The 20,224-nt window shown below is 51.2% G+C and carries 18 protein-coding genes and 3 pseudogenes; 11 read left to right on the forward strand and 10 right to left on the reverse strand.

The genetic code is table 11. The features are described from left to right. Positions 1-95: 95 nt before the first annotated feature. Positions 96-866 carry a transporter substrate-binding domain-containing protein gene (locus ABDK09_00485; GenBank protein XAW87970.1) on the reverse strand — a complete coding sequence of 257 codons (771 nt, stop codon included), beginning with the start codon at positions 864-866 and terminating at the stop codon, positions 96-98. Positions 867-1,136: 270 nt separating this feature from the next. Here ABDK09_00485 and ABDK09_00490 point away from each other — a divergent pair. Further along, positions 1,137-2,112 (forward strand): annotated as a pseudogene (locus ABDK09_00490) (sensor domain-containing diguanylate cyclase). 90 nt (positions 2,113-2,202) lie between these two features. Here the strand turns inward: ABDK09_00490 and hemB are convergent. Beyond that, the gene (hemB, locus tag ABDK09_00495) at positions 2,203-3,189 is read right to left on the reverse strand and encodes a porphobilinogen synthase (protein XAW87971.1); all 987 of its coding nucleotides are present in this window, start codon (positions 3,187-3,189) and stop codon (positions 2,203-2,205) included. 339 nt (positions 3,190-3,528) lie between these two features. Here hemB and ABDK09_00500 point away from each other — a divergent pair, with 339 nt between their 5' ends. Genes ABDK09_00500 through ABDK09_00520 form a run of 5 tightly spaced genes read left to right on the forward strand, consistent with a single transcriptional unit; the run spans position 3,529 to position 6,362 of the window. Beyond that, positions 3,529-3,726, forward strand: a complete 198-nt coding sequence (locus tag ABDK09_00500; GenBank protein XAW87972.1) for a hypothetical protein — start codon at positions 3,529-3,531, stop codon at positions 3,724-3,726. Further along, complete coding sequence (locus ABDK09_00505) at positions 3,695-4,543, forward strand: TRAP transporter substrate-binding protein (GenBank protein XAW87973.1); 849 nt, start codon at positions 3,695-3,697, stop codon at positions 4,541-4,543. Before ABDK09_00500 ends, ABDK09_00505 begins: the two co-directional genes overlap by 32 nt. An 8-nt stretch (positions 4,544-4,551) precedes the next feature. Then, complete coding sequence (locus ABDK09_00510; GenBank protein XAW87974.1) at positions 4,552-5,061, forward strand: TRAP transporter small permease; 510 nt, start codon at positions 4,552-4,554, stop codon at positions 5,059-5,061. A 1-nt stretch (position 5,062) separates the two neighbouring features. Further along, positions 5,063-5,707, forward strand: a complete 645-nt coding sequence (locus ABDK09_00515; protein XAW87975.1) for a TRAP transporter large permease subunit — start codon at positions 5,063-5,065, stop codon at positions 5,705-5,707. Further along, on the forward strand, positions 5,685-6,362 hold the full coding sequence (locus ABDK09_00520; protein XAW87976.1) for a TRAP transporter large permease subunit: 678 nt from the start codon (positions 5,685-5,687) through the stop codon (positions 6,360-6,362). Before ABDK09_00515 ends, ABDK09_00520 begins: the two co-directional genes overlap by 23 nt. Before the next feature lie 66 nt (positions 6,363-6,428). On the opposite strand, the gene ABDK09_00525 is transcribed toward ABDK09_00520, so the two are convergent. After that, the gene (locus ABDK09_00525) at positions 6,429-7,778 is read right to left on the reverse strand and encodes a magnesium transporter (GenBank protein ID XAW87977.1); all 1,350 of its coding nucleotides are present in this window, start codon (positions 7,776-7,778) and stop codon (positions 6,429-6,431) included. Further along, the gene (locus ABDK09_00530) at positions 7,775-8,341 is read right to left on the reverse strand and encodes a mechanosensitive ion channel family protein (protein XAW88492.1); all 567 of its coding nucleotides are present in this window, start codon (positions 8,339-8,341) and stop codon (positions 7,775-7,777) included. The genes ABDK09_00525 and ABDK09_00530 overlap by 4 nt, the downstream gene beginning before the upstream one ends. A 323-nt stretch (positions 8,342-8,664) precedes the next feature. Between ABDK09_00530 and ABDK09_00535 the strand changes: the two genes are divergently transcribed. Together ABDK09_00535 and ABDK09_00540 are read left to right on the forward strand one after the other, a co-directional pair. After that, positions 8,665-10,632 (forward strand): methyl-accepting chemotaxis protein, encoded by a 1,968-nt coding sequence (locus ABDK09_00535; protein ID XAW87978.1) that lies wholly within the window; start codon positions 8,665-8,667, stop codon positions 10,630-10,632. 46 nt (positions 10,633-10,678) lie between these two features. Continuing rightward, entirely contained in the window at positions 10,679-11,032 is a 354-nt protein-coding gene (locus ABDK09_00540; GenBank protein XAW87979.1) for a hypothetical protein, read from the forward strand. A gap of 7 nt (positions 11,033-11,039) precedes the next feature. Here ABDK09_00540 and ABDK09_00545 read toward each other — a convergent pair whose 3' ends face one another. The 4 genes and pseudogenes from ABDK09_00545 to proV form a co-directional block, all read right to left on the reverse strand. Next, positions 11,040-11,531, reverse strand: coding sequence for a MarR family transcriptional regulator (locus ABDK09_00545; protein XAW87980.1), 492 nt, complete (start codon positions 11,529-11,531; stop codon positions 11,040-11,042). Positions 11,532-11,907: 376 nt separating this feature from the next. Next, complete coding sequence (gene proX / locus ABDK09_00550; GenBank protein XAW87981.1) at positions 11,908-12,912, reverse strand: glycine betaine/L-proline ABC transporter substrate-binding protein ProX; 1,005 nt, start codon at positions 12,910-12,912, stop codon at positions 11,908-11,910. Continuing rightward, complete coding sequence (gene proW, locus ABDK09_00555) at positions 12,909-14,015, reverse strand: glycine betaine/L-proline ABC transporter permease ProW (GenBank protein XAW87982.1); 1,107 nt, start codon at positions 14,013-14,015, stop codon at positions 12,909-12,911. The genes proX and proW overlap by 4 nt, the downstream gene beginning before the upstream one ends. Positions 14,016-14,017: 2 nt before the next feature. Beyond that, a pseudogene (gene proV, locus ABDK09_00560) lies at positions 14,018-15,206 on the reverse strand (glycine betaine/L-proline ABC transporter ATP-binding protein ProV). A gap of 425 nt (positions 15,207-15,631) precedes the next feature. On the opposite strand from proV, the pseudogene ABDK09_00565 reads away from it, so the two are divergent. The 3 genes and pseudogenes from ABDK09_00565 to speB all read left to right on the forward strand — a co-directional run bounded on the left by ABDK09_00565 (position 15,632) and on the right by speB (position 19,553). Then, positions 15,632-16,394: pseudogene (locus ABDK09_00565) on the forward strand (hypothetical protein). 318 nt (positions 16,395-16,712) lie between these two features. Beyond that, positions 16,713-18,623 carry an arginine decarboxylase gene (gene speA, locus ABDK09_00570; GenBank protein XAW87983.1) on the forward strand — a complete coding sequence of 637 codons (1,911 nt, stop codon included), beginning with the start codon at positions 16,713-16,715 and terminating at the stop codon, positions 18,621-18,623. Then, the gene (speB, locus tag ABDK09_00575) at positions 18,624-19,553 is read left to right on the forward strand and encodes an agmatinase (GenBank protein ID XAW87984.1); all 930 of its coding nucleotides are present in this window, start codon (positions 18,624-18,626) and stop codon (positions 19,551-19,553) included. Between the two features lie 128 nt (positions 19,554-19,681). On the opposite strand, the gene ABDK09_00580 is transcribed toward speB, so the two are convergent. Both ABDK09_00580 and ABDK09_00585 read right to left on the reverse strand, forming a co-directional pair. Beyond that, positions 19,682-19,960 carry an Lrp/AsnC ligand binding domain-containing protein gene (locus ABDK09_00580; GenBank protein XAW88493.1) on the reverse strand — a complete coding sequence of 93 codons (279 nt, stop codon included), beginning with the start codon at positions 19,958-19,960 and terminating at the stop codon, positions 19,682-19,684. Next, entirely contained in the window at positions 19,947-20,168 is a 222-nt protein-coding gene (locus ABDK09_00585) for an AsnC family transcriptional regulator (protein XAW87985.1), read from the reverse strand. Before ABDK09_00585 ends, ABDK09_00580 begins: the two co-directional genes overlap by 14 nt. Between the last annotated feature and the right edge of the window lie 56 nt (positions 20,169-20,224).

Genomic DNA, 20,224 nt, shown 5'->3' on the forward strand with positions numbered 1-20,224 from the left:
TTAATAAAACAAAGACAGCCGGAGTGGCTGCCTTTTCATGATGAAATTGACACTCATGTTATCGACAGTCGCCTGATGAGTATCAGTAAACTGGGTTAGCGATGATAAAGCTGCAGATCACCAAAGTATTGGCGCTGGATACGGTCATAAGTGCCATTGGCGTGGATTTTTTCCAAACCTTCATTCAGCTGCTGAGTTAGCTTGCTGTCGTTTTTACGTACTGCAATGGCAGTATCTGCCGGCAGCAGTTCATCTTCAATCTGCAGGTTGGTGAAGCTCGCCTTGTTGCCACGATCAATAAAGTTAAACTGAGCCTGGATCATATCCTGAAAAGACGCATCGATACGGCCGCTGAGCAGATCCGCATACACCTGGTCCTGATCCTGGTAGGTTTTAACCTGAATACCGTGCTGCTCAAAACGCTGACGGACAAACTCTTCCTGCATTGAGCCCATCTGAACACCAACAACCTTGCCTTGCAGCGATTGTGGATTGGCGGCTAGTCCTTCTTCAGTGCGGCTTAGCATCGAAGAGTAACCACTCCACACGACGTTGGTAAAATTCACCTGGCGGCTGCGCTGCTCAGTAACCCCTAAAGAAGAGAATACTGCATCAATCTTGCGTGACTTCAGGCTGACGATAAGGCCATCAAAGTTAGACGGTACCCATTGGCATGTTCTGCCGATTTCGGCACAAATCGCGTTACCGAGGTCAATCTCGAAACCGGTCAGAGAGCCGTCCGGATTGGTGGACTCAAACGGAGGAAAGGTGGCATCGACGCCGATACGCAGCGGCGGCCCCCCAGCTTGTGTGGTGGCCGCAAACAGAGTCGAACAAAGCAGAATAAGTGAGCTGATGTATCGCATGATTTCTTCCGTGATAAAAAGGGTTAAAAAAAGTGTTTGATCACTGTATCGGTCACGGTACGGGAAGTCTACGTCAGGCGGACTGCAGCGCGCTGCACAACGATGCTCAGGAGCATCAACTCGCATCACCTTCAAAATAAGCCGCGGCACGGTAAACGATCTTTCTCCCGCGCGATGAATTGTCTCTGTCCGGGATGTGGTTGACACGAAATTTGTGGCAGACTAGAGGCTATTCATTGGTTATCAGTTACACGGTGCTAAGTGACGGCAATGCCAGACAGTCAAGAACGCATTCAACAGCTCGAACGCCGGGTAGAAGAGCTCACCCGGCAGAGCGAGCGTTTACAGGAAAAACTCAACGCGGCGCTGGATGGCACCGGGTTGTGTCTATGGGAACAGCAGGTTCCAACCGGTAAGCTGCGTATTTTTAATATGGAGTGGGGCCAGATGCTCGGCTTTCAGCCCAATGAGCTGGAAGCGAATGTTGAGACCTGGAAAAGCAAACTGCATCCGGATGATTATGACCTGGCGGTCGGAGCGTTTGAGGACCATCTCTACGGACGTGCGGATACCTACCAGGTGGTGCACCGTATGCTGCACAAAGACGGCAGCCACAGCTGGGTTTCCGATCGCGGCCGGATTGTCGAGTATGCGGAAGATGGTTCGCCGCTGCGAATCATGGGTACTCACATTGATATCACCAATGAAAAACGCTATGAACTGGAACTGTCGCGCTTGGCCAGTCAGGATCCGCTGACAGGGCTGTTGAACCGCAATGCACTGCAGGATGAGTTTGAACAGCTGTGCGGACCAGCTCAATCCGGACCATGGTCACTGGTGTTTATCGACCTGGATAATTTTAAGGCCGTCAATGATCATCTTGGTCATAAAGCGGGGGATAGTGTGCTGATGGTGGTGTCACAATGGCTGGCCCGCTGCGCGCCTGAACATTCTGTGGTGGCCCGTCTTGGCGGCGATGAGTTTGTGCTGCTGTGTCCGGCGCAGGATGAGGCTGCGCTTAACCAGTGTACCGATCAACTGCTGACGCTGGTCAGTCAACCGATTCGTCTGGAGAAACGGTGCAGCGCAAATTGGTTTTAGTATCGGTATTTGTGAGTTCAGCGCCGGGCAGTACAGCTTTGATCAACTGTATGAGCTGGCTGATCGTGCCATGTACGCAGTGAAAAAATCCGGTAAAAACGGAGTGCAGCGTATTTACGCTACCGAGAAAGGCAATCGCCCGTAACTATTAATAGTGAACCAGTTTAATAGTTAACCATTAACCAGTACGGGCGTTAGAGTGCTGAGGATAAAGCGATTTACTTTATCCTTGGCATCAGTGCTGTAACCATTGTGCCAGTTCTTTGGCGTAGTAAGTCACAATCACGCTGGCACCCGCACGCTTAAAACCAACCATGGTTTCCAGTACGGCGCGCTGCTCTTCAATCAAACCAGCCTGCGCGGCATTTTTCAGCATCGCGTACTCACCGCTGACCTGATACACCGCCAGCGGCAGGCGAGTGTTATCGCTCAGTGATTTCAGTACATCCAGATATGGTGTGCCTGGTTTGACCATCAGGATATCGGCACCTTCGTCTTCATCCAGCGCCGCTTCGAGCAGAGCCTGACGACCATTGTGCGGATCGGCCTGATAGGTATTGCGATCGCCTTCCAGTTCACAATCCACCGCGGAGCGGAACGGGCCGTAAAACGCCGAGGCAAATTTAATCGCGTGCGCCATGATGCTGACATTCGGATAACCGGCAGCGTCCAGGCCCTGGCGAATTGCGCCCACCTGGCCGTCCATCATCGCGGAAGGGGCCAGCATATCGGCGCCGGCTTTCGCCGCGGCAACAGACTGTTTGACCAGGTTCGTCACGGTCAGATCGTTATCGACATAGCCGTCGTGCACTACGCCGCAATGGCCGTGCGTAGTGTATTCACAAAAACAGATGTCCGGGATCACAATCATATCCGGACAGGCTTCCTTAATCGTGCGAATCATCCGGGTCAGCAGGCCATTGTTATGCCAGGTATCTGAGCCGCATTCGTCTTTATGTTTCGAGATGCCAAAGGGCATCACGTAACGAATACCCAGTTGGTATAACTCGTTCACTTCACGTGCGATGTCAGATTCCGGAATACGATTGACGCCCGGCAGTGACGGAATCGCAACCGGAGCATCGATGCCTTCTTCAATAAAAATCGGCTGGATAAAATCACTGACCGAGAGCTGAGTTTCCTGCACCATCTGGCGAATATGGGTATGCGCTCGTAAACGACGTGGGCGCTTTACGGGCGCGACAAGAGATGGGTTTTCCATTCGGGACACCTTAGTAATGAGTCTGTGCTTGCCGGTTTGGCCGGGCCGATGTCCGTATTCAGCGCCTGGGGAATGGGTCTTCATGACGCCTGAGTCTCGGCAAGCAGCTTAGATTGAGCGCTGTATCGCCATGATGGCGCGTTCGGAAATGAATTGGTAGCTTTATATCAAAATCAAATAAGTGGTTGGTTATTATCAGAACAGTTAATTAATTACCGCTCAAATAGATGTAGCCGGTATGTCGTGAACCGCTGTGCAGGCGTCGTGCCGGGAATACCGGAGCTATGACTTCCTACTTAGAGTGAAAGTTGAGGATTCATTTTGAGAAGGAAATCAACAATGTTACTTAAAAGAAACACCACATTCATGAAAAAGCTGACCTCGGTGGCCATGCTGTCCGCGTTATCAATGTCCATGCCATCACTGGCTAATGCTCAGGTTAAACTCGATTTTTCCAACGAGTACAACACGCAGTCGATTCACGCTCAGGGCGACATGTACTTCATTGAGCAGGTCAAGGAAACTGACCAAAGGTGAAGTCAACATTACCCTGCATACCGGCGGATCTCTGGGCTTTAAGTCGGTCGATCACTTCTATGCCGTTGCTGATGGCGCGGTACCGCTGGCCGATACTCTGGCAGGCAGTATGGCGGGGATTGACCCGATTTTCCTGCTGTCTTCATTGCCGTTTGTGGTTAAGAGCGAGGATGACGCAGAAAAGCTGTATCACATCGCCAAGCCATACTATGAGCAAGTGTTTGCCGACAATAATGAAATTCTGTTGTACGCCTCACCATGGCCGGCCAGTGGTATCTGGTCCAAACATGCGGTCAACAGTGACAGTAGCTTAAGCGGCCTGAAAATCCGCACTTATGATAAGAACGGCACCCTGACATTTAAAACTGCAGGCGCCGCCCCGGTTAACCTGTCATGGGCCGATGTGGTGCCACAGCTATCGACCGGCGGTATCGAAGCGGTACTGACTTCGGCAGATGCGGGCGCAAGTGGCCGTTTCTGGGAAAACCTCAACTCTTACAGTGCGATCCAGTATGCGATTCCGCTCAATATGGTGCATATGAATCGTGACGAGTTTGATGCGCTGAGCGATGAGCAGCAGCAGGCGATCATGCAGGCGGCGCGCAACACCGACCAACATAACTGGCAAACTGTCCGTACCCGCGTACAAAACAACTACGCTGAATTACGTGCCAATAATGTCACTATTCTCGAAGAGTTACCGGCTGATTTTATTCAACGGTTGCAGCAGGCGGCTCAACCGGCGTTGAAAGATTGGCTGGAAGAGACCGGTGAGCGCGGCAAAACCATCATGGACAAGTTTGCGCAGAGCAAATAGGGGCGCCGATGAAGACACTGATAAGTTTTTCCCATGCGCTGAACCGACTGTGCGGAGGATTGGCGATAGCGCTGATCCTGTACATGTTCGTGCATATTATTGTTGAGATTGGCTTGCGCTTTTTTGGTATGTCGACCTTTGTGCTGGATGAGTTCGTCGGCTATGCCGTTGCGGCTTCCACTTTCTTTGCTCTCGGCTACAGCCTGGAGCGGGATGGTCTGATCCGGGTCAATGTGTTGCTGGACAGAATTGCGGAATCGAAGCGCTGGATACTGGATTTGTTTGCCTCGCTGCTGGCCAGCGCATTCTTTCTCTGGGTCGGTTATTACTGGTGGTTAACCGTCGCGCGCAGTTTTGTGCGCGGCACCACCAGTCAGTCTCTGGCGGAGACGCCGCTGTGGATTCCACAGGGATTGGTGCTGGTCGGGATGGGTATGTTGTGCCTGACGCTGATCGTGCGGATTGTGGCCCTTGTCTGTTATCAGCAGGCGCCGAAACCTGTCACGCAAGGAGCCTGATATGGATATGTTATTTATTGCGCTCGGCGTGCTGGCGCTGCTGTTTGTGGTGTTGGGCAGCGGCATCTGGGTATTTGCCGGTCTGGCGGTGGTGTCGTTCGGCTCTCTGGTCCTGTTTGGCGATATGTCGCCGCAGCGGGTCGGCAGTATCCTGAGCCGGATTCTGTTCCGTGCCGGTAACTCCTGGGAATTAGCAGCGATCCCGCTGTTTATTCTGATGGGGGAGCTGATTTTCCGCTCAGATATTTCTGACCGCCTGTTTAAGGGCCTGGAGCCCTGGACCCGGTTGATCCCGGGCGGCATTCTGCATACCAACGTCTTTGGTTGTGCCATGTTTGCTGCAGTGAGCGGTTCCAGCTCGGCGACTACGGCTACGATTGGTAAAATCACCACCACTGAGTTGCAAAAGCGTGGCTACGATCGCCAGTTGTCGATCGGCTCACTGGCGGGGGCCGGCAGTTTGGGGTTACTGATTCCGCCATCGATTGTGATGATTGTGTACGGTATTCAGGCCGAAGTGTCGATCAGTAAGCTGTTTATGGCGGGCATTCTGCCCGGTATTCTGATTGCCATGCTCTATTCCGGTTATCTGATGCTGCGTACCTGGATGTCACCAGAAACTGGTGCCGCAGGAGCAAAGCAGTGATATTACCAAGCTGCAGAGTGTGCGTTATCTCGCTCCAGTATTTCTGCTGATCTTTGTGGTGCTGGGGGCGATTTACACCGGGATTGCGACGCCGTCAGAAGCGGCTGCGGTTGGCGTACTGGCGACCTTGATTTTGCTGGTGTTTGAGAAACAGCTGAATATCGCGATGCTGAAACAAGCGCTGATTTCGACAGTACAAAGTTCGACCATGGTGTGCAGTATCATGGTCAGTGCAGCTTTGCTTTCTACCGCGATGGGCTATCTGCATCTGCCCTCTGAACTGGCCAAATGGATTGCCTCTATCGATCTGACACCGGTTCTGCTGCTGTGCGCATTGGCGCTGTTTTACATCATCCTGGGGCTGTTTCTGGACGGTATCTCGATTACGGTGATGAGCCTGCCAATTACGCTGCCAATCATTGAACAGGCCGGCTTTGATCCACTCTGGTTCGGGGTCTTTCTGGTTATCATGGTCGAGCTGGGCCAGATCACACCACCGGTCGGCTTTAACCTGTTTGTGCTGCAAGGTCTGACCGGTGAGAAGATAGGTCGTATTGCCAGAGCTTCTCTGCCGTTTTTTGTACTGATGTGTCTGGCGGCGGCTATTCTGTGCGCCGTCCCGCAACTGGCGCTCTGGTTACCCAGCCTGGCATAGACAACAATAAAAATGCCCTGCGTTTGCAGGGCATTTGAAACTGAATGGCTGGTGATTGAGGTCTGCTTACAGCATGACCACACTGGCGGTGCCAAGGAACGCAAAAAAGCCGACTACATCGGTCACTGTGGTCAGAATCACAGAGCCTGCCAAGGCGGGATCAAGCTTCAACCTATCCAGTATGATCGGGATCAGCACACCAAACAGCGCCGCAGTGATGATGTTGACCACGATAGCCAGCGAAATGGTGTAGCCAATCAGTGGCGACTGGAACCATAGGCCAGCGACACCGCCGATGATTAGCGCCCATACAACGCCGTTAATGGCGCCAATGCCCAGTTCGTTTTTCATCAGTGCAATCCGGTTACCTGTGGTGACCTGATTAAGTGCCATGGCACGTACCATCAGAGTCAGGGTCTGACTGCCGGCGATCCCCCCCATTGAGGCGACAATCGGCATTAACACGGCCAGGGCTACGACCTGGGAAATGACATCTTCAAACAGGCCAATCGTGACCGAGGCCAGAATAGCCGTCAGCAGGTTGATGCCGAGCCAGACGCCACGGCGTTTTGAACTGCGCACGACCGGAGCAAACAGGTCATCGCCTTCATCCATACCGGTACCCGCCATCAGGCGTGCTTCGTACAATTCACGTTGCGTACTGAGGGCAAACTGCCAGTCAACCGCACCCACCAGAGTATCATCGTCACTGACCACCGGCACCATAGGCAAGTCAGCGTGCTCCAGCGCTTCGACGGCATCGGCCAGGGATTGACGAGCGTTGATCAGGACCAGTTCATCCTTTTTCAGCTCTTTAATCGGCGTGCTGCGCTCGGCTTGCAGAATATCACTGTAGGCCACCACTCCGCGGAATTTACGCGCTTTGGTAATCAGATAAATGTATTGCGGTGATTCCAGATGGTATTTATCAATCATGGCCAAAGCACGGGTCACGCTGATCCCAAACGGCAGGGTAAACAGCTTTCTGTCTGCCCAGTGGCCGATTTCGTCATCTTCAAATTCATTGGCCTGATCATACAATTCAAGCTCGTCACGGCTGATAAGACGCAGTGCTTCTGAGACGATCTCGTCCGGCAGGGAATCTTCCCATTCGATCAGTGACAAGTTGTCCAGATTGGCCAGGGTCAGTTTCAGTTCGGCTTCGGACAGAGCTTTGATAACGGAAACCCGCACATCGGCCCGCATTTCGGTCAGCACATCGATGTGCATCTCCATCGGCAGGCTGCGCCATAAACGTACCCGGTCATCGACCGGAAACGCTTCCAGAATCAGTGCCAGTGAGCCTTCATCCAGTCCGTTTTCGACCATTTCCCCAAGCAGGGCCACTTGATGCTGATCGTCGTCAGCCTGGGCCAGGGTTTGAATTTGTTGTGACAGGTCCTGGTACTCGCTCAACGTTTCACTCCATTCGGTAATTGCTTCTTGTCTGCTTTCTTGAGCGCTTTTTCCGGTGCTTTGCTTAGCACGATGACCGGACGAACAATAAACAGATTATTCGGGTAAAGGATGCGATTGCCATCGACCGTATCCAGTACCACGTTGAGGAAGGTCATATCGACAATCCGGCCCTCAACATGGTTTGCGCCATCGACCACTCGGACCCACAGGCCAATCCGGCAATGATTCTGAATAAACAGCGCCAGAAACGAGGTGACATTGCTCAGCAGTGACCAACTGGCGAACAGGCCGACCCCGAGCAGGGCAAACAGGGATGAGCCCACAACCAGTAAGCCGCGTAGCTCAATACCCCACATCATCATCAAGGTCAGCAGCAGGGTGATCAGCATGGCTGCTTTGATCAGCCAGCGCGCGCGTTTGATGCGATGAACGTCATGACGATCGCTCACGGTGCTTTCAAACAGGCGCAGCAGTACTTTGGCAATTTTAGGGTAAATCAGCAGAGCAACAATGGTGATCCACCATTGGTAATAGTCTTGTAATAAAGCGATGTAATCCATAGTGGCAACGCACACAGAAGTTTGCTTCAAAATAACTGAATTACAGGGAATTACAAATTGAATTATACCCTTAACCGGGGATGTGCTGTTTTATTGGCCGAAGTACAAATAAAACGGCGACGACACGGTACTCAGCGCGGTCAGGATGCCTGAGAAACATCAGGCAATTGTGTTGTGTATTTAGGTTTTTAAGTAAAGTGGCACTGCATCCAGATTCATATGTGACCGGTGTCACCAAACCTGAGTTAAGCGCTTCTCCTGCTTAAAGGTTAGGCTAAACATAAGCTATAGAGGCTCGATTTATACAAGGATTGTAAAATACGATGAAACTACGTACCAAGATGTTGAGTAGTTATGTGGTCATAGCCACCCTGTTTACTGTGGTGAGTTGTGTTGCCTTAGGTTGGTTTATCGAAAAGGAAGCTGAAGTAGCCCTGATGAAAGTGGCGAAAGAGCGTGTGATCTCTTCCCGCAATCAAACGGCTGCACAAATTGAGAGCTACTTTACTACCGTTGCCGCTCAGGCTGAAAGTATGGTCAGTGATCCTGGAGTGCAGCAGGCAATGACAGATTTTACCTCAGCATATCAAGAATTTCCCCTTATCTCGGATAACCTGTCGGCGCTGCAAAATTACTACACTGAGCAGTTTTCAGGTCGTTACAGAGAGATTAACGGTTCCAGTAATGTTGATAGCTTAAGTCTGTATAACGGCTTAACTGACAGAGCCAAAGTATTGCAAAACCAGTTTATTGCTCTCAACCAAAATCCGCTTGGCAGTAAGGATAAGCTGCTCAGCACGCCCTTGCAGACGGAATACGACCAAGTCCATCGGACCTATCATCCCTACTTTACTAAATTGATTGAGAAGTTTGGCTATTACGATGTGTTTCTGGTCGACGCACAGAGTGGTGATGTAGTGTACAGCGCTTACAAAGAGCTCGATTTTGCGACGTCATTAAAGACAGGGCCCTATAAAAACAGTGGATTAGCGAAGGCGTATCGCGAGGGCTTGACGCTGAAAGAGGGAACTTATTTCACGGATTTTGAATCTTATACGCCTTCTTATGATGCTCAGGCTGCGTTTGTCAGTGCGCCAATTGTGGTTGCCGGGCAAACCATTGGTGTGCTGGTGATGCAGATGCCGCTGGATGTGATTAATGAGGTGATGACACATAACCATGACTGGCAACAAGCTGGTTTTGGGGTATCGGGAGAAACGTATCTGGTCGGCGGCGATAAGCGCATGCGTTCAGACTCGCGCTTTATTGCTGAAGATAAAACGGGTTATCTCAAACTGATGCAGGAGCTCGGGGTAAGTGGTGCTACGCTGGCAAAAATGGACGCGCAGTCCACTTCAATTGGTCTGCAAACCGTCGATTCAGATTCGGTAACACGGGCATTGAAAGGCGAGCAGGGAGTCGCATTGATCACAGATTATCGCAATGTCTCCGTGCTGTCCGCTTATACACCACTTAATTTACAAGGTCTGAATTGGGTGTTAATGAGTGAGATTGATGAATCTGAAGCGTTAGGTTTCTTAACCACATTAAACACCCATATTAAGCAATCGGCTTTCTATCTGCTGGCTCCTGCGGTCATCATCGGACTGATTGTTGCTTTCGTCATGTCGCGTTCAATTCTGGCGCCGCTCAATCGGATGCAGAACACGGTTAAACAGTTGGGTTCCGGTAGCGGCGATTTACGTTACCGTCTGGAAGAGAAAGGCAATGATGAAATTACCGACCTGTCGCGTGGTTTCAATGCCTTTATTGCTCACCTGGATGACACCTTCTCGTCACTGTTGGGTTCGATTCAACGTATGGAGCCGATGTCGCAGGACGTCGATGATCTTAATGCCAAGTTGAGCGGTGCCTCGACTTCGATGCATGATCAGTCGCAACAAGTGCGTGAACAGATGAACCAGTCGGCAGAGACCAGCCAGTTGGTGACCGGGGAGCTGGAAGGGATACAGCATGCTTCTTCTAATACGGTCCAAGTGTTGGGTGAAGGCCGTGCATCGGTCGCTGAAACCGTGTCTCAGATGGATAATCTCAGCAATGATCTTTCCCTGGTGGCGCAGGCAGTGCGTGAGTTGACGGTGGATGCAGAGAAAATTCGTCAGGTTATTGTGGTTATCAATGATATTGCCGAACAGACTAACCTGCTGGCGCTTAATGCGGCGATTGAAGCCGCGCGCGCCGGAGAGCAGGGACGCGGGTTTGCCGTGGTTGCCGACGAAGTGCGTAACCTGTCAGTCAAGACCCGTTTCTTCGACGGACAGTGTCAGTGAACTGATTGGGGCGATCCGCACCAGTACGCAGAGAGTCGAACATGTGATGACCGACAGTCTGGAGTCAGCCAATACCTGCTCGGAGCGGGTCAATCAGGCGCAGGACACCTGGCATGATATTGAAAGTGCGATTGCCAATATCTCTGAACATGTTGACCGAATTGGCAGTGCGATTCAGGAGCAGGGGCAGCAACAGGCGATGGTTTCCCGCAATTTCTCGGCGATGGATAAGCAGTTTGCGCTGATTCAGGAAGCGATTGAAGACAGCTCATTGATTGGTCAGGACATCGACAAGATGGGCACCAAGTTACAATCCTTTGCCAGCTTATTCGAGGTGACTGAGGCGAATTTCTCGACCGCCAGACGAGCGAAGATGCGTCATGACGGTGAGCAAGATTAGTTGAACTTTACGGGAGTTCGAGGGGCTCGGAACCTTCATTCTCTATGGTGAGTAATAAAGCGTCGGGAGCGATTTCCGGCGCATTCATCATTCGCGCTAAACGCTGCAGCGAAGAGAGAATCAGGGTTTGCTCCCATTTGTCCAAAGCGCGAAACTGACGCACAAAGTCATCCTGCAGCATTTGCGGCGCGGCTGAAAGAATCTTTTCCCCTTCCGGTGTGAGATGGGCGTGAACCTTACGTTTATCGGTTGTATCGCGTTCCCGTTTCACCAATTCACGTTTTTCCAGTCGATCCAGAATGCTGGTGGCCGTTGCCTGGCTCATGTTGGTCGCACCGGACAACTGACGTATGGTCATGCTCGGTTCGGCCTTGATTGCTCTCATCAGCAGCAGTTGCGGGCTGGTCAGCCCAAAGTCTTTATTGAGCTTTTTGGAGTGCAGATCAATAGCGCGTATGATTTGTCGTATCGCGACTAATACTTCCTCGTGGATATCCAAGTTATCCTCCATCAAGTCTTATTGGCGTTCTCTGTCCTATTGCTCTGGGAGAAAACTGCCTGACTTGTCGTTATCATTATAATAGTTAGGTACTGAATTGTTATTTGGCACGTAATATCGGTTTGGTGCGAACTGTATGCTCAATAAAACCTGTCTGTTTAATAAAACCTGCCTGTTCAATAAAAACTGCTGTTTAGTAAGAAACTCTCTGTTTAGTAGGGAATATATGCTTGTTACTGAAATGCCCGCTCAGCACTGAACTACGTGATTAGTGATGAGCGCCTGTTATTCATCACCAGGCAGGCTAATCTCGCCCTATGGTTTTGCGCTTGATGAGCCTGCCGGTGGTTATCACTTAACCTTGGTTTGGTGGTGATTACATCGCGGCCTGTTTGGCGCTATCAATCCATGAGTTAAACAGTTTTTGGTGCGCTTTAATCCAGCCATCGGCATGCGCTTCAATGTCCTGCTCGGAATTATGGCCCTGACTCATCATCATGTTTTCAGCACTGACATCATTGATGTTGAGTTTCATCACTTCGAACAGTTTCGCTGCGGCCGGGTTATTGTCAGCAAACTGCTTGTTGGCGACGATTTTCATCGAGTTCATCTGGAAGCCGTAATTTTTGCCATTCGGCAGTGTGGTATCTACGTCACTGCGATCGCCAGGCAGAGCAGAGAAAGGTACTTCCAGCCACACCACATCTTTACCCGGAACCAGCACACCACTTACCCAATACGGAGTCCAGGTGTAGTAAAAGATTGAATCGCCTTTTTTATAGCGCGAGATGGTGTCAGCGATGATTGCGGCATAGTTACCCTGATTGTGAGTGACAGTGTCACGCAGGCCAAAGGCATCCATCTGATGTTCTATCACACCTTCACAGCCCCAGCCTGGTGTACAACCGGTCAAATCCGCTTTGCCGTCATCGTTGGCGTCAAACAGTTTGGCGATTTTCGGATCTTTGAGCTGCTCAATATTGGTGATGTTGTATTTCTCCGCGGTTTTTTTATCAATCAGATAACCCTGTGCAGCACCGGAGATATACTCGCCTTTACGATAAAATTTAGCGTCACCGCCCGCAGCCTGATATTTGTCTTTGTGCAGTGGCGCCCAGTTGACGGCCAGATAGGTGGCATCGCCTTCGCTGATCGAGGTGTAACCGACGTTGTAATCCACTTCTTTGGTTGGCAGTACGGTGTAACCTAGCGCTTCCATTGCTTTATTAACGATCAGCGTCTGGAACGTTTCTTCAGCCACTGTCGACTGAACAGGTTGCACTGTAATTCCGTCACCAGGCAGCTTGGCAAATGCCGGGGCTGCGAGTGTTGTACCGGCCACAAATCCTGTGGTGAGTATTGTCTTCCATGCTAACTTCATTTCTGTTCTCCTAGAGTGTTTTTACCTTCTGTGTGAATCAGTTTCTGTTTCAGGTGGTATACCAGTGAGGCCGGGCCTTTCTGGTACCAATGGGTTTTCTTGTCACGGCTGTTGGAGCCTATGGTTTGGGTGATCCGGTCGAGAAGAATCGCCAGTATGACGATACCCAGACCACCGACCGCGGCTAAGCCCATGTCGAGACGGCCAATACCACGCAGCACCATCTGACCTAAACCGCCAACCGCAATCATGGATGCGATAACAACCATGGACAGCGACAGCATCAGCGTCTGGTTGACGCCTGCCATGATGGTTGGCATCGCCAGCGGTAACTGGATGCGATACAACATCTGCTTCGGACTGGCACCAAAAGCGTGACCGGCCTCAATCAGTTCCTCAGGTACCTGCTGGATACCAAGGATAGTCAGACGTACGATAGGCGGCAGGGCGAAGATGATAGTCACCACGACGCCCGGCACATTACCGATACCAAACAGCATCACGATTGGCACCAGATAGACGAAGGCGGGCGTGGTCTGCATTGCGTCCAGCACCGGCCGGATAATTTTGCCTGCGGTCTCACTGCGCGCCAGCCAGATGCCGAGCGGCAGTCCGATCAGCAGGCAGAAGAACACCGACGTCATCACCAGGGCCAGCGTGACCATGGCTTCATCCCAGGCGCCGATCAGGCCGACCACCAGTAATGAGCAAAATGTTGCGATGCCCATTCTTGAACCGGCCAGTTGCCAGGTGATCAGAAACAGAATCAGCAGCATGATAGGAGCCGGGGTTGATACCAATGCGGTTTGAAATGACGTAAGTATTAAGTCGATTGGAATGCGAATAGCCTGAAATACCGGGCGTCCGTGAGTCACCAGCCAGTCAAGCGCGGTTTCAACCCAGCTGTCAAAGGGCAGAATCGCGTCTCTGAACGGATGCAGCCAGTCAAAAGGCGGGGCATCGGGCGTGGCGGTATTGAGCCAGTCGGCCCCTGAAGAAGTGGCGTTGCCTGCCCAGGGATCGCTGTTTGATGAGGCAGCCTGATTCGCGGCGCCCCAGGGATCGGCGGCTTGTGCAGCCGAAGTTGTCGTTTCCGTCGTCATGATTATTCCCTATCTAAAGTTTGCAGTAAGCGGCTTTTGGTGATCACACCGTAGTAATGCCCCTGGGCATCGACGACCGGTACCGAGTAAGGCACTTCGGCGACCTGACTAATCAGATCGCCCACAGAGACGTCCGGAGCAATAGTGACGGTGTCATCCAGCAGGGCGCTGCTGAGAGAGCGCTGCTCACGTTTGGCGGCTTTAAGTGAATCGAGGGACACGATTCCGGTGTACTTATTGCTGCGATCAACCACGATGCCGTATTCACGATCGTTGTCCATCAACAGTTGCATCGCCGCGGCGGGGCCATCGTTATCGTGTTTTTTGAACATCGCAGCCGGTTTTTTGCGCGCGATGTCTTTGGCGCAGAAGACGCTGGCGACATTGACGCCACGGAAGAAAGAAACTGACATAGTCATTGGCCGGATGATGCAGGATTTCGTCCGGTGTTCCGACCTGGACCACAACCCCATCTTGCATGATGGCGATGCGGTCACCGATGCGCATTGCTTCGTCCAGGTCGTGGGAAATAAAGACAATGGTACGTTTATCGTCGTTTTGCAGACGAATCAGTTCGTCCTGCATTTCGGTTCGAATTAACGGGTCGAGAGCGGAAAAGGCTTCGTCCATCAGCAGGATGTCCGGATCATTGGTCAGTGCTCGTGCCAGACCCACTCGTTGCTTCATCCCGCCGGAGAGTTCGTCGGGATATGAATCGCAATACGCTTCAAGCCCGACGCGTTCCAACGCAGCCCTGGCTGATTCATGACGCTGGGTTTCCTCTACGCCGGCCAGCTCCAGTCCGAAAGCGGCATTTTCAATCACTGTCATGTGTGGCATGAGCGCGAAATTCTGAAACACCATGGAAATGTTTTGACGCCGAACTTTTCTCAGTTCGTTATCTGAGATTTGGGCAATATCTTTACCCTTGAGCAATACGCTGCCACGGGTGGGTTCAATCAGGCGGTTCAGCAAGCGGACCAGGGTCGATTTACCGGATCCGGACAACCCCATAATGACAAAGATTTCCCCCTCATTGATCGAAAGAGACACGTCCTTAACCCCTACGGTAAGGCCGGTTTGCTCGAAAATATCATCTTTGTTGAGCCCCTTCTCGATCAGGGCGAATGCCTCTTGCGGTGTCTCTCCAAACACCTTATAGAGGTTGTTAACTTCTAGCATGGTTGACATCATTTACATCCTTTGTTGTCGTCAAAAGTAAGCGACGATAAATTGTAAATATGTATAGTACACTAAACATTAAATTAGCAGTTATCAAGTTGTTAAGGGGTGTGGTGTGTTGCAATCTTTACTTATAGTTATGATTTATAAGAAAAATTAAATTTTCAAAAAACTTACAGTTAATTTGAGTTAGAATGTTTTGTATTAGTAGAATAATCGGGCAACACACCGACCAATCACAGCATTCAATCTGCTTTCCTCTGACAGGAAATGCATCATTTAAGGAGCGCCACGTGCATAAAATTTGGCTAATAATCAGCTGTTTGGCTATGTTATTCACTTTCGGAGTCTCAGCGGAAGAGGCCGAGGAAGCCGCGCAGGACACTCCTGCCACAGCAGAGCAACAGGCGCCGGTTTACTCAGAATCGGCATTGCTGGATCGGCCGCTGATGGAGCGTTATATTCTTGATGAATTGAAATCTTTACGTCAGGACCAGCAGGATCTCGAGCGCAGGGTGATCACTCAAATTACCGATCGTGAGCTGACGGTGGCGGATAAATCGATGAACTACGCCAATGTTACTGTGACCTATTTCTTCTATATCATCGCCGGGGTTGCATCGCTGGTGGCGTTAGTCGGCTGGCAGTCGTTACGGGAAGTAAAGCACAACACCCGTGAGATGGCGGATAAGCGTCTTAATAAAATTGCCATGGAATATGAGAAGAAGTTCGTGGCGCTGGAGCGGGATTTAAAACGTAAAACCCGGATGCTGTCAGAAAACAACCGCGAAATCGAAATCATCAATGAAATTCATAACTTGTGGTTGCGGGCGCAGAAACGCGCAGACCGCTGACCAGCGTATCGAAGTGTACGACGAAATTCTTAAAATCCGTCCTGGTGATTTGGAAGCATTAACCTATAAAGCCGATGCAGCGATGGAGATCAAAGAGTACCACTGGGCCATGAGCTTGTGTAACCGGGTGCTTGAACTGGACGAAAACAATGGCCCGGCCCTGTACCAGCGTGCCTGTGCCTATGCGCGCCTGGGGGCAGAGGAGCAAGCGATGGAAGACATGACCCGCGCGCTGGAAACCACCCCTTCACTGCGTGAACTGATTGCCGATGAAGCAGACTTTGAGTCCCTGTATGGCAATAAAAAGTTTGATGCGTTAGTCAAAGCAACTCAAGCAGAATAAATATATACAAGTGATTGAATAATAGTCAGATTTACTTTATGCATTAACGTAGCGCGCTCTCAGGGCGCGCTTTTCTTTTCCACTCTCGTCTGACAAGGCTTCAACTTGTTCTATTCTTTGATAGGGCACCGGGCAAATTTGTTGATTACTCATTAATTTGCAAAGTTATGCGCTATAACCAAAGCTTGTCCTGACGACAAATTATTATCATTAGACACCTGGGGTGTTTTCCCTGATAAAGCGCGTGACATTTAGGGTGTCGGGTGTGGCTTTATCGCAAAGCCACAGACAAATTCTCTTGATATTGTGAGACTTGATGTGGAGCAACAATCCAAATTAGACAGCGTTCGAGCTGATTACAACGTTCATTACTGGAGCCAGGGTTTTTTTGGCATTGACGACCATGGCGAAGTGTATGTTTCACCCCGTAAAGACGGAGCTCATCCCACTCAGTTGAGTTCTATTGTAAAGCAACTAGAAGCGCGTAATTTGAATTTGCCGGTATTGGTGCGTTTTCCGCAAATCCTGCATCAGCGTGTTCACAACATTTGTGACGCGTTTAACCAGGCGATTGAAGAGTACGATTACCCGAACAAATATCTGCTGGTTTACCCGATTAAAGTGAACCAGCAAAAAGAAGTGGTTGATGAAATCCTTGCCAGCCAGGCAGAGCTGGAGACCAAGCAGCTCGGTCTGGAAGCGGGCAGTAAGCCGGAGCTTCTGGCGGTGTTGGCTATGGCACAGCAAGCCAGTTCGGTGATTGTATGTAACGGTTACAAAGACCGTGAGTACATGCGTTTGGCACTGATCGGTGAAAAACTGGGTCACAAAGTGTTCATCGTGCTGGAGAAGCTGTCTGAGCTGGATCTGGTTCTGAAAGAGGCTAAAAGTCTGGGTGTGAAACCACGCCTGGGTCTGCGTATTCGTCTCGCTTCTCAGGGCGCGGGCAAGTGGCAGTCGAGCGGTGGCGACAAATCTAAGTTTGGTCTGGCGGCGGCTCAGGTGCTGAGTGTGATTGAACGCCTGAAACAGGAACAGCAGCTGGACGCGCTACAGTTGGTGCATTTCCACCTTGGTTCGCAAATGGCGAATATTCGCGACGTGCGTAATGGTGTGAATGAATCGGCTCGCTTCTACTGCGAACTGCGTGAGCTGGGTGCACAGATCCAGTACTTCGATGTGGGTGGCGGTTTGGCGGTGGATTACGATGGTACCCGCAGTCAGTCATCGAACTCGATGAACTACGGTTTGCTGGAGTACGCCCGTAACATCGTTAACACAGTTGGTGACGTGTGTACTTTGTACAACCAGCCGATGCCGACTATTATCTCGGAATCCGGTCGTTCAGTAACGGCGCATCACGCGGTGCTGATTACTAACGTGATTGGTGCAGAGTCGTACCAGCCTGAAGCGATTGAAGCGCCGGAAGAGGACGCCCCGATTCTGCTGCAAAACATGTGGCGCAGTTGGGAAAACCTGAGCGAAGGCAGTGATGCCCGTGCTCTGATTGAGCTGTTTAACGATACACAAAGTGATTTGTCCGAAGCGCACAGCCTGTTTGCAACCGGCGTGATCAATTTGCAGCACCGGGCTTGGGTGGAGCAGCTGTCACTGCGTATCTATCATGAACTGCGTCAGAAGATGAGCACCAAAAACCGTTTCCATCGTCCAATCCTGGATGAGCTGCAGAACCGACTGGCCGATAAGTTCTTCGTCAACTTCTCGCTGTTCCAGTCGCTGCCGGATGCATGGGGTATCGACCAGGTGTTTCCGGTCCTGCCGCTGTCAGGTCTGGAAAACATGGCTGATCGCCGCGCGGTGATGCTGGATATCACCTGTGACTCGGACGGCGCTGTGGAGCAGTACGTAGAAGGTCAGGGGATTGAAACCACTCTGCCGGTACCGGCCTGGAACAAAGATCAGCCTTACCTGATGGGCTTCTTCCTGGTGGGTGCGTACCAGGAGATCCTGGGCGACATGCATAACCTGTTTGGTGATACCCACAGTGTGGTGGTGAACATTACCGACCAAGGCGAGTCAGACATTACCTTCGTCAATGAGGGGGATACGGTCGAAGACATGATGCGTTACGTACATATTGATGTGGATGCAATTCGCACCAATTATCGCCAGCTGGTAAGTCAGCGAGTGGCGGAGCAGGAACAAGAAACCGTTCTGGCCGAACTGGAACAGGGCCTGAATGGTTATACTTATCTAGAGGATTTTTAAATGAATGATTTGTTTACTAAAACTGATTATTCACTCTACTCCAACGCGATGACTTTTGTGCGTCGTCCGTACCAGCGTGATCCGCTGGAAACAGACGCCGATGTCGTCGTGCTGGGTGTACCGTTGGATATGGCAACGTCAGGCCGTCCCGGTGCGCGCATGGGGCCGGATGCGATTCGTCGCGCTTCGGTTAACCTGGCGTGGGAAGGCAAGAAGTTCCCGTGGGATTTCAACCTGTTCAAGCGCATCAACGTGGTTGATGCCGGTGATTTGGTGTTTGATTGCGGCGATGCAGAAGACTTTACTTATCGTCTGGAAGCGGCCACCAATGAGATCCTCAAGAGCGGTAAAACCATGCTGGCGCTGGGTGGTGATCACTTTATCACGCTGCCGATTCTGCGTGCCTATGCCAAGCATCATGGTGAGATGGCGCTGATTCACTTCGACGCCCATACCGACACCTATGCCAATGGCAGCGCCTATGATCACGGCACCATGTTCTACCATGCGCCGAAGGAAGGATTGATTTCTCCTCGTCATTCAGTGCAGATCGGTATTCGTACTGAGTACAAGCAGGAAGGTCATGGCTTCAACGTGATCAATGCGATGCAGGCCAACGACATGGCGGTGGATGAAATTGTCGGTCAGATCAAACACATTATCGGTGATAAGCCGGTTTATCTGACGTTTGACATCGATTGTCTTGACCCGGCGTTCGCACCGGGTACCGGTACGCCGGTATGCGGCGGACTGACTTCAGACAAAATCCTGAAAATCATCCGTGCGCTGAAAGGCATTAATCTGGTCGGTATGGATGTGGTTGAAGTGTCTCCGCCATACGATCAGAGTGACCTGACCTCACTGGCTGGCGCAACTATCGCGCTGGAACTGCTTTACGTTTGGGCATCCAATAAGTCTGACGACGAATAACGGTAATCAGCAAATCAAAACCGAGGCTTGCCCTCGGTTTTTTTACGCCTGCGTTTCGGTGGCCGTGTCGCTTCTGCAACGCGCTGAGCTTAAGCTTTGAACGTAAGCCCTGAATGTAAGCCTTGAACTTAAGCGCTGATATCCTCGTCGCAGACCGGTACGTAGAGGCTTTTTTTCGGCGTATCCAATACCACGTTGGTGGTGACTCGTTTGATCTGCGGATAAAGTTGCATCAGCTGCTCGATAAAGGCGTCATAAGCCCGGGTATCGGGCGCGGTGATCACCAGCATCAGGTCGACATGGCCGGTGACGTAGAACACTTGCTGCACAGTATTCTGTCCTTCCGCCCAGCGTTTGAAGCGGCTCAGTACAGCGTAGTTATCACGGTCAATCTCAACCCCGGCCAGGAAACGTCATGTTATGGCTGGTCACTGCCGGATCGACAATCGCCACTTCAGCCTGGATTATCCCTTCTTCACGCAGTTTTTTTATCCGACGCTGTACCGCTGAGGCGGACAGACCAACCTGCTCGGCAATCACATCTGCCGCCAGGCGGCAATTACGCTGCATCAGTTCGAGAATTTTCTGATCAAACGCATCCAGTGGGGAACTCATAGTCATCCTTGTGCGGTTTAGCCGCATCATTGACCGCAAAAATGCGGCGATTGTGC

It is taken from the genome of Vibrio sp. CDRSL-10 TSBA (genome assembly GCA_039696685.1).
Taxonomy (GTDB): Bacteria; Pseudomonadota; Gammaproteobacteria; order Enterobacterales; family Vibrionaceae; genus Vibrio.

Coding starts and splice junctions, on each gene's coding strand:
- proW (XAW87982.1), bottom strand. CDS start 14,015: ATGACGACGGAAACGACAACTTCGGCTGCACAAGCCGCCGATCCCTGG.
- ABDK09_00515 (XAW87975.1), top strand. CDS start 5,063: ATGGATATGTTATTTATTGCGCTCGGCGTGCTGGCGCTGCTGTTTGTG.
- ABDK09_00485 (XAW87970.1), bottom strand. CDS start 866: ATGCGATACATCAGCTCACTTATTCTGCTTTGTTCGACTCTGTTTGCG.
- hemB (XAW87971.1), bottom strand. CDS start 3,189: ATGGAAAACCCATCTCTTGTCGCGCCCGTAAAGCGCCCACGTCGTTTA.
- ABDK09_00585 (XAW87985.1), bottom strand. CDS start 20,168: ATGAGTTCCCCACTGGATGCGTTTGATCAGAAAATTCTCGAACTGATG.
- ABDK09_00530 (XAW88492.1), bottom strand. CDS start 8,341: ATGGATTACATCGCTTTATTACAAGACTATTACCAATGGTGGATCACC.
- speB (XAW87984.1), top strand. CDS start 18,624: ATGAATGATTTGTTTACTAAAACTGATTATTCACTCTACTCCAACGCG.
- ABDK09_00510 (XAW87974.1), top strand. CDS start 4,552: ATGAAGACACTGATAAGTTTTTCCCATGCGCTGAACCGACTGTGCGGA.
- ABDK09_00535 (XAW87978.1), top strand. CDS start 8,665: ATGAAACTACGTACCAAGATGTTGAGTAGTTATGTGGTCATAGCCACC.
- ABDK09_00500 (XAW87972.1), top strand. CDS start 3,529: ATGTTACTTAAAAGAAACACCACATTCATGAAAAAGCTGACCTCGGTG.
- proX (XAW87981.1), bottom strand. CDS start 12,912: ATGAAGTTAGCATGGAAGACAATACTCACCACAGGATTTGTGGCCGGT.
- ABDK09_00540 (XAW87979.1), top strand. CDS start 10,679: ATGACCGACAGTCTGGAGTCAGCCAATACCTGCTCGGAGCGGGTCAAT.